This window comes from Streptomyces sp. NBC_01408 (assembly GCF_026340255.1).
In the GTDB taxonomy this organism is placed as follows: domain Bacteria; phylum Actinomycetota; class Actinomycetes; order Streptomycetales; family Streptomycetaceae; genus Streptomyces.
The window spans coordinates 2,244,710-2,257,314 of the sequence record NZ_JAPEPJ010000001.1; the positions used below are offsets into that span (position 1 = coordinate 2,244,710).

10 protein-coding genes are annotated in these 12,605 nt (G+C 72.0%); 7 read left to right on the forward strand and 3 right to left on the reverse strand.

All coding sequences use genetic code 11. From position 1 onward, the window contains the following. Positions 1-183 precede the first annotated feature (183 nt). On the reverse strand, positions 184-684 hold the full coding sequence (locus tag OG447_RS10540; RefSeq protein WP_266936221.1) for a GNAT family N-acetyltransferase: 501 nt from the start codon (positions 682-684) through the stop codon (positions 184-186). 38 nt (positions 685-722) lie between these two features. Here OG447_RS10540 and OG447_RS10545 point away from each other — a divergent pair, with 38 nt between their 5' ends. Continuing rightward, positions 723-1,532, forward strand: coding sequence for an exodeoxyribonuclease III (locus OG447_RS10545; protein ID WP_266936222.1), 810 nt, complete (start codon positions 723-725; stop codon positions 1,530-1,532). Here the strand turns inward: OG447_RS10545 and OG447_RS10550 are convergent. Further along, positions 1,514-2,197, reverse strand: a complete 684-nt coding sequence (locus OG447_RS10550) for a MerR family transcriptional regulator (RefSeq protein WP_266936223.1) — start codon at positions 2,195-2,197, stop codon at positions 1,514-1,516. The genes OG447_RS10545 and OG447_RS10550 overlap by 19 nt on opposite strands. Positions 2,198-2,384: 187 nt before the next feature. Between OG447_RS10550 and OG447_RS10555 the strand changes: the two genes are divergently transcribed. The 4 genes from OG447_RS10555 to OG447_RS10570 all read left to right on the forward strand — a co-directional run bounded on the left by OG447_RS10555 (position 2,385) and on the right by OG447_RS10570 (position 6,074). Then, on the forward strand, positions 2,385-4,022 hold the full coding sequence (locus OG447_RS10555; protein ID WP_266936224.1) for an NAD(P)/FAD-dependent oxidoreductase: 1,638 nt from the start codon (positions 2,385-2,387) through the stop codon (positions 4,020-4,022). Beyond that, on the forward strand, positions 4,019-4,945 hold the full coding sequence (locus tag OG447_RS10560) for an alpha/beta fold hydrolase (RefSeq protein WP_266936225.1): 927 nt from the start codon (positions 4,019-4,021) through the stop codon (positions 4,943-4,945). Before OG447_RS10555 ends, OG447_RS10560 begins: the two co-directional genes overlap by 4 nt. Then, on the forward strand, positions 4,942-5,826 hold the full coding sequence (locus tag OG447_RS10565) for an SDR family oxidoreductase (protein ID WP_266936226.1): 885 nt from the start codon (positions 4,942-4,944) through the stop codon (positions 5,824-5,826). The genes OG447_RS10560 and OG447_RS10565 overlap by 4 nt, the downstream gene beginning before the upstream one ends. Before the next feature lie 74 nt (positions 5,827-5,900). Next, on the forward strand, positions 5,901-6,074 hold the full coding sequence (locus tag OG447_RS10570; RefSeq protein ID WP_266936227.1) for a hypothetical protein: 174 nt from the start codon (positions 5,901-5,903) through the stop codon (positions 6,072-6,074). Positions 6,075-6,177: 103 nt separating this feature from the next. Here OG447_RS10570 and OG447_RS10575 read toward each other — a convergent pair whose 3' ends face one another. Then, positions 6,178-9,492, reverse strand: a complete 3,315-nt coding sequence (locus OG447_RS10575) for a S41 family peptidase (protein WP_266936228.1) — start codon at positions 9,490-9,492, stop codon at positions 6,178-6,180. A 169-nt stretch (positions 9,493-9,661) separates the two neighbouring features. On the opposite strand from OG447_RS10575, the gene OG447_RS10580 reads away from it, so the two are divergent. Next, positions 9,662-10,252 carry a TetR/AcrR family transcriptional regulator gene (locus OG447_RS10580; RefSeq protein WP_266936229.1) on the forward strand — a complete coding sequence of 197 codons (591 nt, stop codon included), beginning with the start codon at positions 9,662-9,664 and terminating at the stop codon, positions 10,250-10,252. Positions 10,253-10,374: 122 nt separating this feature from the next. Then, positions 10,375-12,594 (forward strand): MMPL family transporter, encoded by a 2,220-nt coding sequence (locus OG447_RS10585; protein ID WP_266936230.1) that lies wholly within the window; start codon positions 10,375-10,377, stop codon positions 12,592-12,594. Positions 12,595-12,605: the final 11 nt, after the last annotated feature.

Sequence of the window (12,605 nt, forward strand, 5' to 3'; positions counted from 1 at the left end):
GCGCCTCGAACTCCCCCCGACTCCGTCCGGGGGATCGCCTGGCGGGGCTGGAGGGTGCGGCGCCGCCGCGGGGGCTCCGCCCCCGGGCCCCCGCGCCTCAAACGCCGGCGGGGCTGAAGATCGCCGTCGGCGGGGCTGGAGGGTGCGGCGGGGCTGGATTGGGCTCGGCTGTCGACGGGTGCTTCAAGAAGGGGAGTGGAGCGGCTTTGCCATGCAGCGGCTGGAGTCGTGGAAGCGGTAGTAGCCGAACTTCGGGGCCGCCGTGTAGCCCGTGGAGGAGTAGAGGGCTATCGCCTCGGGCTGCTGGTCGCCCGTCTCCAGGACCATGCGCAGCCGGCCCGCCGCGCGGGCGTCCTGCTCCAGCTCCGCCAGGATCCGGCGGGCCAGGCCGAGGCCGCGCGCCTCGGGTATGACGTACATGCGCTTCAGCTCGGCGTCGCCGTCCGCGTAGCCCTCGTCGTTCTCGTCCTGGCTGCGCCAGCCGCCGGTGGCGACCGGCGCGCCCGTGGCGTCGTACGCGATCAGGTAGAGGCCCCGCGGCGGGGCGAACATCGACGGGTCGAGGAAGGTGAGATCGCCCTCACCCCCGTACCGCGCCTCGTACTCCAGCTGGACCTGGTCGTTGAGTTTCGCCGCGTCCGGGTGGTCGTACGGCACGGGGCGGAGCTGGATCGCGTGAGACATCCAGACATCGTACGGAACCCTCCGGTTATGGTGCTCGGATGCTCACTGTGACCTCCGTGAATGTGAATGGGATCCGCGCCGCCGCCAAGAAGGGCTTCGGGGCGTGGCTCGAGGGATCCGACGCCGACGTGGTCTGCCTCCAGGAGGTACGGGCCGAGGAAGGGCAGATCCCGGAGGAGGTCAGGCAGCCCGAGGGCTGGCACACCGTCTTCGCTCCGGCCGCCGCGAAGGGCCGGGCCGGGGTCGCGCTGTACACGCGCAGGGCGCCGGAGGCGGTGCGGATCGGGTTCGGCAGCGACGAGTTCGACGCCGCCGGCCGGTACATCGAGGCGGACCTTCCTGGTGTGACCGTCGCCAGCCTCTACCTGCCCTCCGGGGAGGCCGGGACCGAGAAGCAGGACGAGAAGTACCGGTTCATGGCGGAGTTCCTGCCCTACCTGCGCGAGCTGCGGGTGCGGGCCGCCGCGGACGGCCGGGAGGTCGTGGTCTGCGGCGACTGGAACATCTGCCACGAGGAAGCCGACCTCAAGAACTGGAAGACCAACCGCAAGAACGCCGGCTTCCTCCCCGAGGAGCGGGAGTGGCTCGGCCAGGTCTACGACGGGGCGGGCGCCGGGTACGTCGACGTCGTGCGGACCCTGCACCCCGACACGGAGGGGCCGTACTCCTGGTGGTCCTACCGGGGCCGGGCCTTCGACAACGACGCCGGCTGGCGGATCGACCTCCAGGTCGCCACCCCGGGGCTGGCGGGGAAGGCCGTGAAGGCCTTCGTCGAGCGGGCCGAGACGCACCCGGAGCGGTGGTCCGACCACGCGCCGGTGACGGTCGTCTACGAACTCGGTGCGTGACCGGAGCCGGATGCCAGCAGGCGGTCCATCGCCATCGTCAGCTCGGCCTCGACCACGCTCTTGGCCAGCGGGCGCAGGCGCGGTAGGGCGTCCTCCGGGAGATGGGCCGAGATCAGCTCGGTGAACAGGGCCGCCATCGCGTCCGCGTGCTCGCGGACGCGGCGGCCCGTCTCCAGCACGGCCGAGAGCGGGACGCCCTCGCGGACCAGGGCCGAGGAGACGTCCAGCAGGCGCCTGCTGACGTGCACGATCTCGTCGCCGTCGGTGGCCAGGTAGCCGAGGTCGAGCGAGGCCGCCAGGTTCTCCGGGGTGACCTCGCCCTCGAAGTAGTCGGCCAGTGCCTCCGGGGTGAGGCGCACCGGGGTCTCCTCCGACCAGCCGATGCCCAGCAGCTCGCCGAGCTGGCCGACGTCGCGGCCGTTCTCGAAGGCGGCGGTCAGCTCGGCGATGCCGCCCAGGGTGTGGCCGCGCTCCAGCAGGGCGGCGATGGTGCGCAGCCGGGCCAGGTGGTGGTCGTCGTACCAGGCGATGCGGCCCTCGCGGCGGGGCGGCGGGAGCAGTTTGCGCTCGCGGTAGAAGCGCAGGGTGCGCACCGGGATGCCGGCCGCCTCGGCCAGTTCCTCCGTACGGTACTCACGCACTGTCTTCGCTTCCGTCTCTTCCACGGGCGCAGCCTAAGCCGTACCCGCAGTAACTTTCCGGGCGTGACCCCTACCCATGGGTACGGGGCTGCTCTACCCTCCCGATTGTGCCAGTGATTGCTGGCAGTGTTTCGGCGGTATGTGTGACGCGGTGTGGCGTGGTGTGGCGTGGCTGGGACTGCGGACCAAGCGGAAGCGGAAGGCGGCGGGCATGGGTGGCAAGGACGAGCGCGAGCGGCGCGAGCACGTACGAGTGGCAGTGATCGGGTCGGGATTCGGCGGGCTCGGGGCCGCCGTGCGGCTGCGGCGGGAGGGGATCACCGACTTCGTCGTCCTGGAGCGGGCCGACTCGGTCGGCGGGACCTGGCGCGACAACAGCTATCCCGGGTGCGCCTGCGACGTCCCGTCGCACCTGTACTCCTTCTCCTTCGCGCCCAACCCCGACTGGCCCCGGACCTTCTCGGGGCAGTCGCACATCCGGGCGTACCTGGAGCACGTCGCCGACACCTTCGGGCTGCGTCCGCACCTCCGGCTGAACTCGGACGTGCGGATGATGCGCTGGGACGCCGAGGAGCTGCGGTGGGACATCGAGACCTCCTCCGGTGAGCTGACCGCCGACGTGGTGGTCTCGGCGACCGGGCCGCTGTCCGACCCGAAGATGCCCGAGATCCCCGGCCTCGCCCAGTTCCCCGGCAAGGTCTTCCACTCGGCGCGCTGGGACCACGACTACGACTTGTCCGGCAAGCGCGTCGCCATGATCGGCACCGGTGCCTCCGCCATCCAGATCGTGCCCGCCATCGCACCCGAGGTGGAGCACCTCACGCTCTTCCAGCGGACCCCGCCGTGGGTGATGCCGCGCACCGACCGGGCCATCTCCGCCGTGGAGCGCTGGCTCCACCGCCAGCTGCCCTTCACCCGGGCGGCGCGGCGCGGGCTGCTGTGGGGGATCCGCGAGCTCCAGGTCAGCGCCTTCACCAAGCGGCCGAACCAGCTCGGGCTCATCGAGTCGCTGGCCAAGGCCAATATGGCGCGCTCGATCAAGGACCCGGCGCTGCGCGCCAAGCTGACGCCGTCCTACCGGATCGGCTGCAAGCGGATCCTGCTCTCCAGCGAGTACTACCCGGCGCTGGCCCGGCCCGACGTGGACCTGGTCGCCTCCGGGCTCAAGGAGATCCGGGGCTCGGTCCTGGTCGCCGCGGACGGGACCGAGACCGAGGCCGACGCGATCATCTTCGGCACCGGCTTCCACGTCACGGACATGCCGATCGCCGACCGGGTGGTGGGCGCGGAGGGCAAGACCCTCGCCGACGAGTGGAAGGACGGGATGAAGTCGCTGCGCGGGGCCACCGCGGCGGGCTTCCCCAACTGGATGACGATCATCGGGCCGAACACCGGGCTCGGGAACAGCTCGATGATCCTGATGATCGAGTCGCAGCTCAACTACATGGCGGACTACCTGCGGCAGCTGGGCGTCCTGGGCGGGCGGGCCGCGCTCTCCGCCAGGCCGTCCGCCGTGAACCAGTGGAACCGGCAGGTGCAGGCCCGGATGGAGCGGACGGTGTGGAACACCGGCGGCTGCACCAGCTGGTACCTGGACGCGCAGGGGCGCAACACGACGGTGTGGCCGGGCACGACGGGCGAGTTCCGCCGGGAGACGCGGAGCGTCGATCTGGCGGAGTACGAGGTCGTACGGGTCCGCGAGCCCGAGCGGATCCCGGTGGCCGCCGCGGCGCCGTTGCCGGGGGCTCTGCCCCCGGACCCCCGCGCCTCAAACGCCGGCGGGGCTGGATCGGCCGCCGGCGGGGCTGGAGATGTGCGGCCCGCCGCCCAGGCGGAGGGTGCCGCGTGAGCCGACTGATGCACGTCGCCTCCGGGCGGTACGCCCCGCCCGCCGCGCGGCGGGAGCTCGTCGCCGTCTCCGCCGACGGGGCCCGGCTGCACGCCGAGGTGCACGGCGAGGAGGGGGCGCCGGCCGTGGTGCTCGCGCACGGCTGGACCTGCTCCACCGCGTTCTGGGCCGCGCAGATACGGGACCTGGCGAAGGACCACCGGGTCATCGCCTACGACCAGCGCGGCCACGGGCGCAGCCCCGTCTCCCGTACGCACACCACCACCGCCCTCGCCGACGACCTGGTGGCCGTCCTCGGCGCCGCCCTCGCCCCCGGGGAGCGGGCCGTCGTCGCCGGGCACTCCATGGGCGGGATGACGATCATGGCCGCCGCCGGGCGGCCGGAGTTCGCCGAGCACACCGCGGCCGCCCTGCTGTGCAGCACCGGCAGCGCCCGGCTCGTCGAGGAGGCCCTGGTCCTGCCGTTGCGCGCCGGGCGGCTGCGGACCCGTGTCACCGGCGCGGTACTCGGCTCCCGCGCCCCGCTCGGACCGGTCACGCCGATCGCGCGGAAGGTGCTCAGGTACGCCACCATGGGCGCCGGCTCCGCGCCGGACAAGGTCGAGGCCTGCGCCCGTATCGTGCACGCCTGCCCCACCGGGGTCCGCCACGCGTGGTCCCAGGTGCTGGCCGGGCTGGACCTCGACGCGGAACTGGCCCGGCTCCTCGTGCCCACCGCCGTCATCGGCGGCAAGGACGACCGGCTCACCCCCGTGGTGCACGCCCGGGGGATCGCCGCCGCCCTGCCGAACTGCGTAGGACTCACCGAGCTCACCGGCACGGGGCACATGACGCCCATCGAGGCCCCCGAGGCCGTCACGAACGCGGTGCGCGAGCTGACCGCGCTGTACCTCCCCGCCGACGAGAAGGAGAAGACGCCGTGAGCACGCGCAGGAGTCTGGAAGGCCAGGTCGCCGTCGTCACCGGAGCCGCCCGCGGGGTGGGCGAGCTGCTCGCCCGCAAGCTCTCCGCGCGGGGCGCGAAGGTCGCGCTCGTCGGTCTGGAGCCGGAGGCCCTCAAGGAGGTCTCCGAGCGGCTGCACACCGACAGCGACCACTGGTACGCCGACGTCACCGACCACGAGGCCATGGCCCGGGTCGCGCAGGAGGTCAAGGAGCGGTTCGGCAAGGTCGACATAGTCGTCGCCAACGCGGGCGTGGCCTCCGGCGGGCCGTTCGCCGACTCCGACCCCGACGCCTGGCGCCGGGTCATCGAGGTCAACCTGATCGGCGGGGCCGTGACGGGACGGGCCTTCCTGCCCGTCCTGACGGAGAGCCGCGGCTACTTCCTCCAGATCGCCTCGCTCGCCGCGATCACCCCGGCGCCGATGATGACCGCGTACTGCGCCTCCAAGTCGGGAGTCGAGGCCTTCGCCCACTGCCTGCGCGCCGAGGTCGGCCACAAGGGGGTCAAGGTCGGCGTCGGCTACCTCTCCTGGACCGACACCGACATGGTGCGCGGCGCCGACGAGAACGACGTCATGCGCGAGCTGCGCCAGCGGCTGCCATGGCCGGCGAACCGCACGTACCCGCTGGGTCCCGCGGTCGACCGGATCGTGGCGGGCATCGAGCGGCGCTCGGCGCACGTGTACGCGCAGTGGTGGCTGCGCGGGATGCAGGGCGTACGCGGGTACCTGCCGGGGATCATCGGGGCGGTCGGACAGCGCGAGATGAAGCGGTTCGAGCCCCGACTCGGCAGTGTCTCCAAGGGACTTGTGGGGGCCGGCGGGGCCGCCGACGAGCAGGAGCGGACCCGGCGCGTCTAGCCGAAATGCGGGGAATGTCGCTGCGTGCCAGGCTGGTCGGGGCCAAGCCCCGACACCCTTCCAGGAGGAACAGCATGGGTCTCAAGGACCAGTTCCAGGACAAGGCGAAGCAGCTCGCCGAGCAGGCCGAGGCCAAGGCGCAGGGCGCACGGGACGAGGCCCCCGAGCGTTCCTCGCAGGCCGAGCGGGACACGGGGGCGCGGGCCGACAAGGCCCGTGACGCCTTCGACAACGGCTTCGAGGACTGACCGGGTCCGCAGTCGCACCCGAGTTCGCCGGGAGGGGCCCGGTCCGCACCTGCCGCGGACCGGGCCCTTCCGTGCGTCTGCGTTTCCGCGCGCCCGCGTCCCGCTAAGGCCTCGGCGGCAGCTTCGGACGGCGCAGGTCCGGTACGTCCGTGTAGCCGGGCGGAATCGCGGCCGGGTCCTGTTCCAGCAGCTCCAGCGCCAGGTGCACGGCATCGTCCAGCCCCGGGTACCGCCCCTCCGCCCAGTCGAGGGGGGTGCGCAGGACCGCGAAGTCCGGTTCCACGCCGTGGTTCTCCACCGACCAGCCGTACTCCGGGAACCAGGCGGCGTTCATCGGCACCGTGATCACCGTGCCGTCGCCGAGGGTGTGCCGGCCGGTCATACCGACCACTCCGCCCCAGGTCCGCTGGCCCACCACCGGACCCAGGCCCAGCAGCTTGAAGGCCGCGGTGATCATGTCACCGTCCGAGGAGGTCGCCTCGTCGGCCAGCGCCACGATCGGACCGCGGGGCGCGTTGGAGGCGTACGACACCGGCTGGGCGCCCCGCGTGAGGTCCCAGCCGAGGATGGAGCGGGTCAGCTTCTCCACCACCAGCTCGCTGATGTGGCCGCCCGCGTTGCCGCGTACGTCCACGAGCAGCGCGGGGCGCGACATCTCCATGCGCAGGTCGCGGTTGAACTGTGCCCAGCCCGAGCCGCCCATGTCGGGGATGTGGAGGTAGCCGCACCGGCCGCCGCTGATCTCCCGCACCACCTCGCGCCGTTTGGACACCCAGTCCTGGTAGCGCAGCGGCCGCTCGTCGATCAGCGGCACGATGGCGACCCGGCGGGGCCGGCCCTCGCCCTCCGGGGGCTGGAAGGTCAGCTCCACCGTGGTCCCGCCCGCCGCCGACAGCAGCGGATAGGGCCCGGCCACCGGGTCCACCGGCCGCCCGTCCACGTGGGTGAGCACCGCGCCGTCCCGGATGCCGGTGCCGGCCAGCGGGGAGCGGGCCTTGGAGTCCGAGGACTCGCCGGGCAGGATCCGGCCGACCACCCACGTCCCGTCCTTGGGGTACAGGTTGGCGCCGAGCAGGCCGATCGCCCGCTGGTAGTGCGGGGGGCCTTCGTTGCGGCGTGCGGGGGAGACGTAGGCGTGCGAGGTGCCGAGCTCGCCGAGGACCTCGCGCATCAGGTCGGCGAACTCGTCGGGGGAGGCGACCCGTTCGACCAGGGGACGGTACTGGCGCAGCACCCCGTCCCAGTCGATGCCGCACATCTTCGGCTCCCAGAAGTACGCGCGGATGATCCGCCCGGCCTCCTCGAAGGCCTGGCGCCACTCGGCCGCCGGGTCCACCTCGTGCAGGATGCGCCGCAGGTCCAGGTAGACCGTCGAGTCGCTGTCGCCCGACTCGTTCGCCGGGACCGCCCGCAGGTCGCCGTCGTCGTTGATCACGAGCCGGGTGCCGTCACCGCTGGCTGCGAACCAGTCCAGCCCCGAGGCCAGTTCCGTCTTGCGGGCCTTGGTGAGGTCGAAGTGCTCCAGCGTGGGCTTGCCGCTGATGTCGTTCGGGTTGGCGAACGTCTCGCCGAGCGCGCCCGAGATCGGCCAGCGCAGCCACACCAGCCCGCCGCCGTGCACCGGGTGCAGGGCCGAGTACTTGGACGCGGTCACCGGGAAGGGGGTGACCCGGCTCTCCAGCCCCTCCACCTCCACGGTCACGGCGCCGCCTTCGCCGGTGTCGCCCGAGTCCCCTTCCACCGGGTCGAGTCCGCCCGCCGCGGGCCGCCCCTCGGCTGACAGCGCGAAGGGGGAGGGCGTCGCCGAGGACAGCGGCACCAGGTACGGGCGGCAGCCCAGCGGGAAGGACAGGTCGCCGGTGTGCACGTCGTACACCGGGTCGAAACCGCGCCACGACAGGAAGGCGAGGTAGCGCCCGTCCCGGGTGAAGACCGGGCTCTCGTCCTCGAAGCGGCCGTTGGTGACGTCGATGACCGTGCGTCCGCCGGGGCCGGAGATCCGGGCCATCTTGATCTGCCGCAGCGAACGCCCGATGCCCGGATGCGACCAGGTCAGCCAGGCCCCGTCGGGGGAGAAGGCCAGGTCGGTGACGGGTCCGTTGATGGACCGGATCAGCTCGGTGACCGCGCCGTCGGACTCCTCGGTACCCGCGGCGGCAGCCGCTTTTTCGGACACAGTGACGAGCAGCAGCCGCCCGTCGTTGGAGGCGATGGCGAGCCGCTCCCCGTCGGGGTCCGAGAGCAGCTCGGTCACGCGCCCCAGCTCGCCCGAGGCCAGCCGGCGCGGCTCCCGTTCCCCGGAGGCCCGCGGGAGGTAGGCGATCTCGATCGCGTCCTCGCCCTCGGCGTCGGTGACGTAGGCGACCTGCCCGCCGCTGCCGAGCATCTCGGGCAGCCGCACGCGTACGCCCGGGGTGTCGGCGATGGTCCGGGCCGGCCCGTCGCGGTGGGTCAGCCAGTACAGGCTGCCGCGGACCACGACCGCGCTGGCCCGCCCGGTGGTGTCGACGGACAGCGAGTCGACGTGGCTGGCGGCCGGCACCTGGTACGTACGCCGGCCCGCGCGCGGTCCGCCCAGCCGGACCTGGAGCTTGCGCGGGGCGGCGCCAGGGGCCAGCGAGTCCACGAGCCAGATGTCCCCGGCGCACTGGTAGACGATCCGGGAGCCGTCGGTGGAGGCGTGCCGGGCGTAGAACTCGTCGTGGTCGGTGTGCCGGCGCAGATCGGTGCCGTCGGGCAGGCAGGAGTACAGATTGCCGATGCCCTCGTGGTCGGAGAGGAACGCGATCCTCCCGTCCACGAACATCGGGGCGTCGAGGTGCCCCTCGATGTCCTCCAGCAGCCGCTTGCCGTGCAGCCACAGCCGGCCGGTGGCGCCGCCGCGGTAGCGCTTCCAGGCGGCGGGCTCGTGCGGGGGCTTGCCGGTGAGCAGCAGGGTGCGCCGCTCGCCGTCGTCCCCGGCGTGCACCTGGATGTCGGAGACCGGCCCCCAGGGCAGGCGTCCGCCGGGGCTGCCGTCGGTGGGGAGGCTGTAGGCCCAGGCGAAGTAGGAGAAGGGCTGGCTGTGCGAGGAGACGGCGAGGATGTCGCTGTGGCCGTGCTCGTCGGGCGGGGTCCAGCCGCAGACGCGGGTGTCGGTGGCGCCCCAGTGGCTGAGCTGGCGGGCCGGGCCGCCGTCGACGGGGGCCAGGTGGATTTCGGGGTCGAGGCTGCGCCAAGTGGTGAAGGCGATGTGCCGGCCGTCGGGGGAGAAGCGCGGGTGGCTGACCCGGGTCCGGTCGACGGTGATCCGCCAGGCCCGGCCGGGTGTCTGTCCGTCGGGGACCAGCGGGGCGACCCACAGGTCGTCCTCGGTGGCGAAACACAGAAGGTCGTCGTGCAGGTGCGGGAACCGGAGGTACGCGACGTCGTGACTCACCCCCCAATGCTTTCCGCGCGGGAGGGGCCTGGCAACTCGTACAGGTGATCCATGCCACGGTCCGAAGCGAAACGGAACGGTTTCGTTTCGTTGGGCGCGGGGGTATCGTCATAGGGGTACGGAACACATTCGTTTCGATAAGAAGCGCGTTCGGACGGGAGGAGCGGCGATGACCGAAGCGATGGCGGCTCGGCGCAGCCGGATCACCCCCGAACGGCAGGCCGAACTGCACGAGGCGGTCCTCGACCTCCTGCGTGACGTCGGCTACGAGGCGTTGACCATGGACGCGATCGCCGCCCGTACGAAGTCCAGCAAGGCCACCCTCTACCGCCAGTGGGGGAGCAAGCCGGAGCTGGTCGCCAAAGCCCTGCGATGCACGCAGCCGGTCTCGCTGCGGGAGATCGACACGGGCAGCCTGCGCGGGGACTTCGCGCGCATGGTGGAGCACTCCGACGACGCCCAGATGGCCAAGGACACCGCGCTGATGCGGGGTCTGGCCCACGCGGTCCACGAGAGCCCGGAGCTCCACAAGGCGCTGCGGGACCTGCTGGTCGACCCGGAGATCACCGGTTTGCAGGTGATGCTCCAACGTGCGGTGGACCGGGGTGAGATCGCCCCGGACTGTCCGGCCCTGGACTTCGTGCCGCACATGCTCATCGGGGCGTTCATCGCGCTCCCGCTGATCGAGGACCGTCCGGTGGACCGGACCTTCCTCGGTGACTTCATCGACGCCGTGGTCTTCCCCGCCCTCGGCGTCTGATCCGCCCGTCCCCATATTTCGTTCCTGCTGCTCCTGACACGCCGCTCTCGTCGTCGGGCCGGCTTTCCACGCCCTGATCCGCACCGGATCCATCCCACGACCTGAACGGGAGAACCACCGACGTGGCCACCTTCCTCTACCGCCTCGGCAGAGGCGCCTTCCGGCGCCGCCGCCTCGTCGCCCTCATCTGGGTGGCGCTGCTGTTCGTCGCCGGCTTCGGCGCGGCATCGGCGTCCGCCCCCACCTCCGGCTCGTTCTCGATACCCGGCACGGAGGCCCAGAAGGCCTTCGACCTGCTGGACAAGAAGTTCCCGGGGATGGCCGCCGACGGCGCCACCGCCCGCATCGTCATCAAGGCCCCGGCCGGGGCCAAGGTCACCGACCCGGGCACCAAGACCCAGGTCGAGAAGATCGTCGAAGACCTGAAGTCCGGGCCGGGCAAGGACCAGATCTCCTCGGTCGCCGACCCGTACCAGGCGCAGGCCGTGAGCCAGGACGGCTCCACCGCCTTCATCAGCACCAAGTACAAGGTCAGCGGCATGGAGCTGACCGACCAGACCCGCGAGGCGCTGAAGGACTCCGGCAAGGAGGCCCAGGCCCAGGGGCTGACCGTCGAGATCGGCGGCGACGCGCTGATGGCGGCCCCCGAGACCGGCTCCGGCGAGATCATCGGCATCCTGGTCGCCGCGATCGTCCTCGTCATCACCTTCGGTTCGCTGATCGCGGCCGGTCTGCCGCTGCTGACCGCCGTGATCGGCGTGGGCATCGGCGTCTCCTCCATCACCGCGCTCGCCAACGTGCTGGACCTCGGCAACACCACCGCCACCCTCGCGACGATGATCGGCCTCGCGGTCGGCATCGACTACGCCCTCTTCATCGTCTCCCGCTACCGCGCGGAGCTCGCCGAGGGCCGCGAACGGGAGGAGGCTGCGGGCCGGGCCGCCGGAACCGCCGGCTCCGCCGTCGTGTTCGCGGGTCTGACCGTGGTCATCGCCCTCGTGGGCCTGGCCGTCGTCAACATCCCGATGCTGACCAAGATGGGCGTCGCAGCCGCCGGAACCGTGGTCATCGCGGTCCTGGTCGCCCTCACGCTGGTCCCGGCCATCCTCGGCTTCGCGGGCAGGAAGGTCCTGCCGGCCGGCGAGAAGAGCAAGCTGTTCGGCAAGGGCAAGGGCAAGGGCAAGGGCGAGACGGCCGGTACGGAGCAGAAGGCCAACGGCGGCACCCGCTGGGCCCGCTTCGTCCTGCGCCGCCCGGTCATGGTCCTGCTGGCCGGTGTGATCGGCCTCGGCGTCATCGCCATCCCGGCGAGCAAGCTGGAGATGGGCCTGCCGGACGACGGCGCCCAGCCGGTCTCCACCACCCAGCGCCAGGCGTACGACATGCTGTCCGACGGCTTCGGCCCCGGCTTCAACGGCCCGCTGATGGTGGTCGTGGACGGGGACAAGGCCCTGGCCGACCGGACGGTCGACCGGATCAAGGGCCTGGACGGCGTGGCCGCGGTCATGCCGCCCATGCCCAACGAGGCCGGCGACGCCGCGATGATCAGCGTCATCCCGAAGGACCGCCCGTCCTCCGCCCAGACCGAGGACCTGGTCCACACGATCCGCGACGGCAGCGGGGGCGACGTCATGGTCACCGGCGCCACCGCGATGAACATCGACTTCTCGCAGAAGATGAACGACGCGCTGCTGCCCTACCTGGCGCTCGTGGTCGGCCTCGCCTTCCTGCTGCTGATGCTGGTGTTCCGCTCGATCCTGGTCCCGCTCAAGGCGGCCCTCGGCTTCCTGCTCTCGGTAGTCGCCGCCCTCGGCGCGGTCGTCGCGGTCTTCCAGTGGGGCTGGCTCGGCTCGGTCTTCGGGGTGGAGCAGACCGGCCCGATCATGTCCATGATGCCGATCTTCATGGTGGGCGTGGTCTTCGGTCTGGCCATGGACTACGAGGTCTTCCTCGTCACCCGGATGCGGGAGGCGTACGTCCACGGCGAGCGCCCGGGCCAGGCCGTCGTGACCGGCTTCCAGTACAGCGCACGGGTGGTCGTGGCCGCCGCCGTCATCATGATCGCGGTGTTCGGGGGCTTCATGGGAGCCAGTGACCAGATGGTCAAGATGATCGGCTTCGGTCTGGCCGTCGCCGTCTTCTTCGACGCCTTCGTGGTCCGCATGGCCATCGTCCCGGCGGTGCTCGCGCTCCTCGGGCACAAGGCCTGGTGGCTGCCGAAGTGGCTGGACCGGCTGCTGCCGAACGTGGACGTGGAGGGCGAGAGCCTGCGCCGCCACCTCGAGGACGGCACCGGCTCCTCCGACGGCCCGGACAAGGACCGCGAGCTGGTCAACGCCTGACCTTGCTCCGT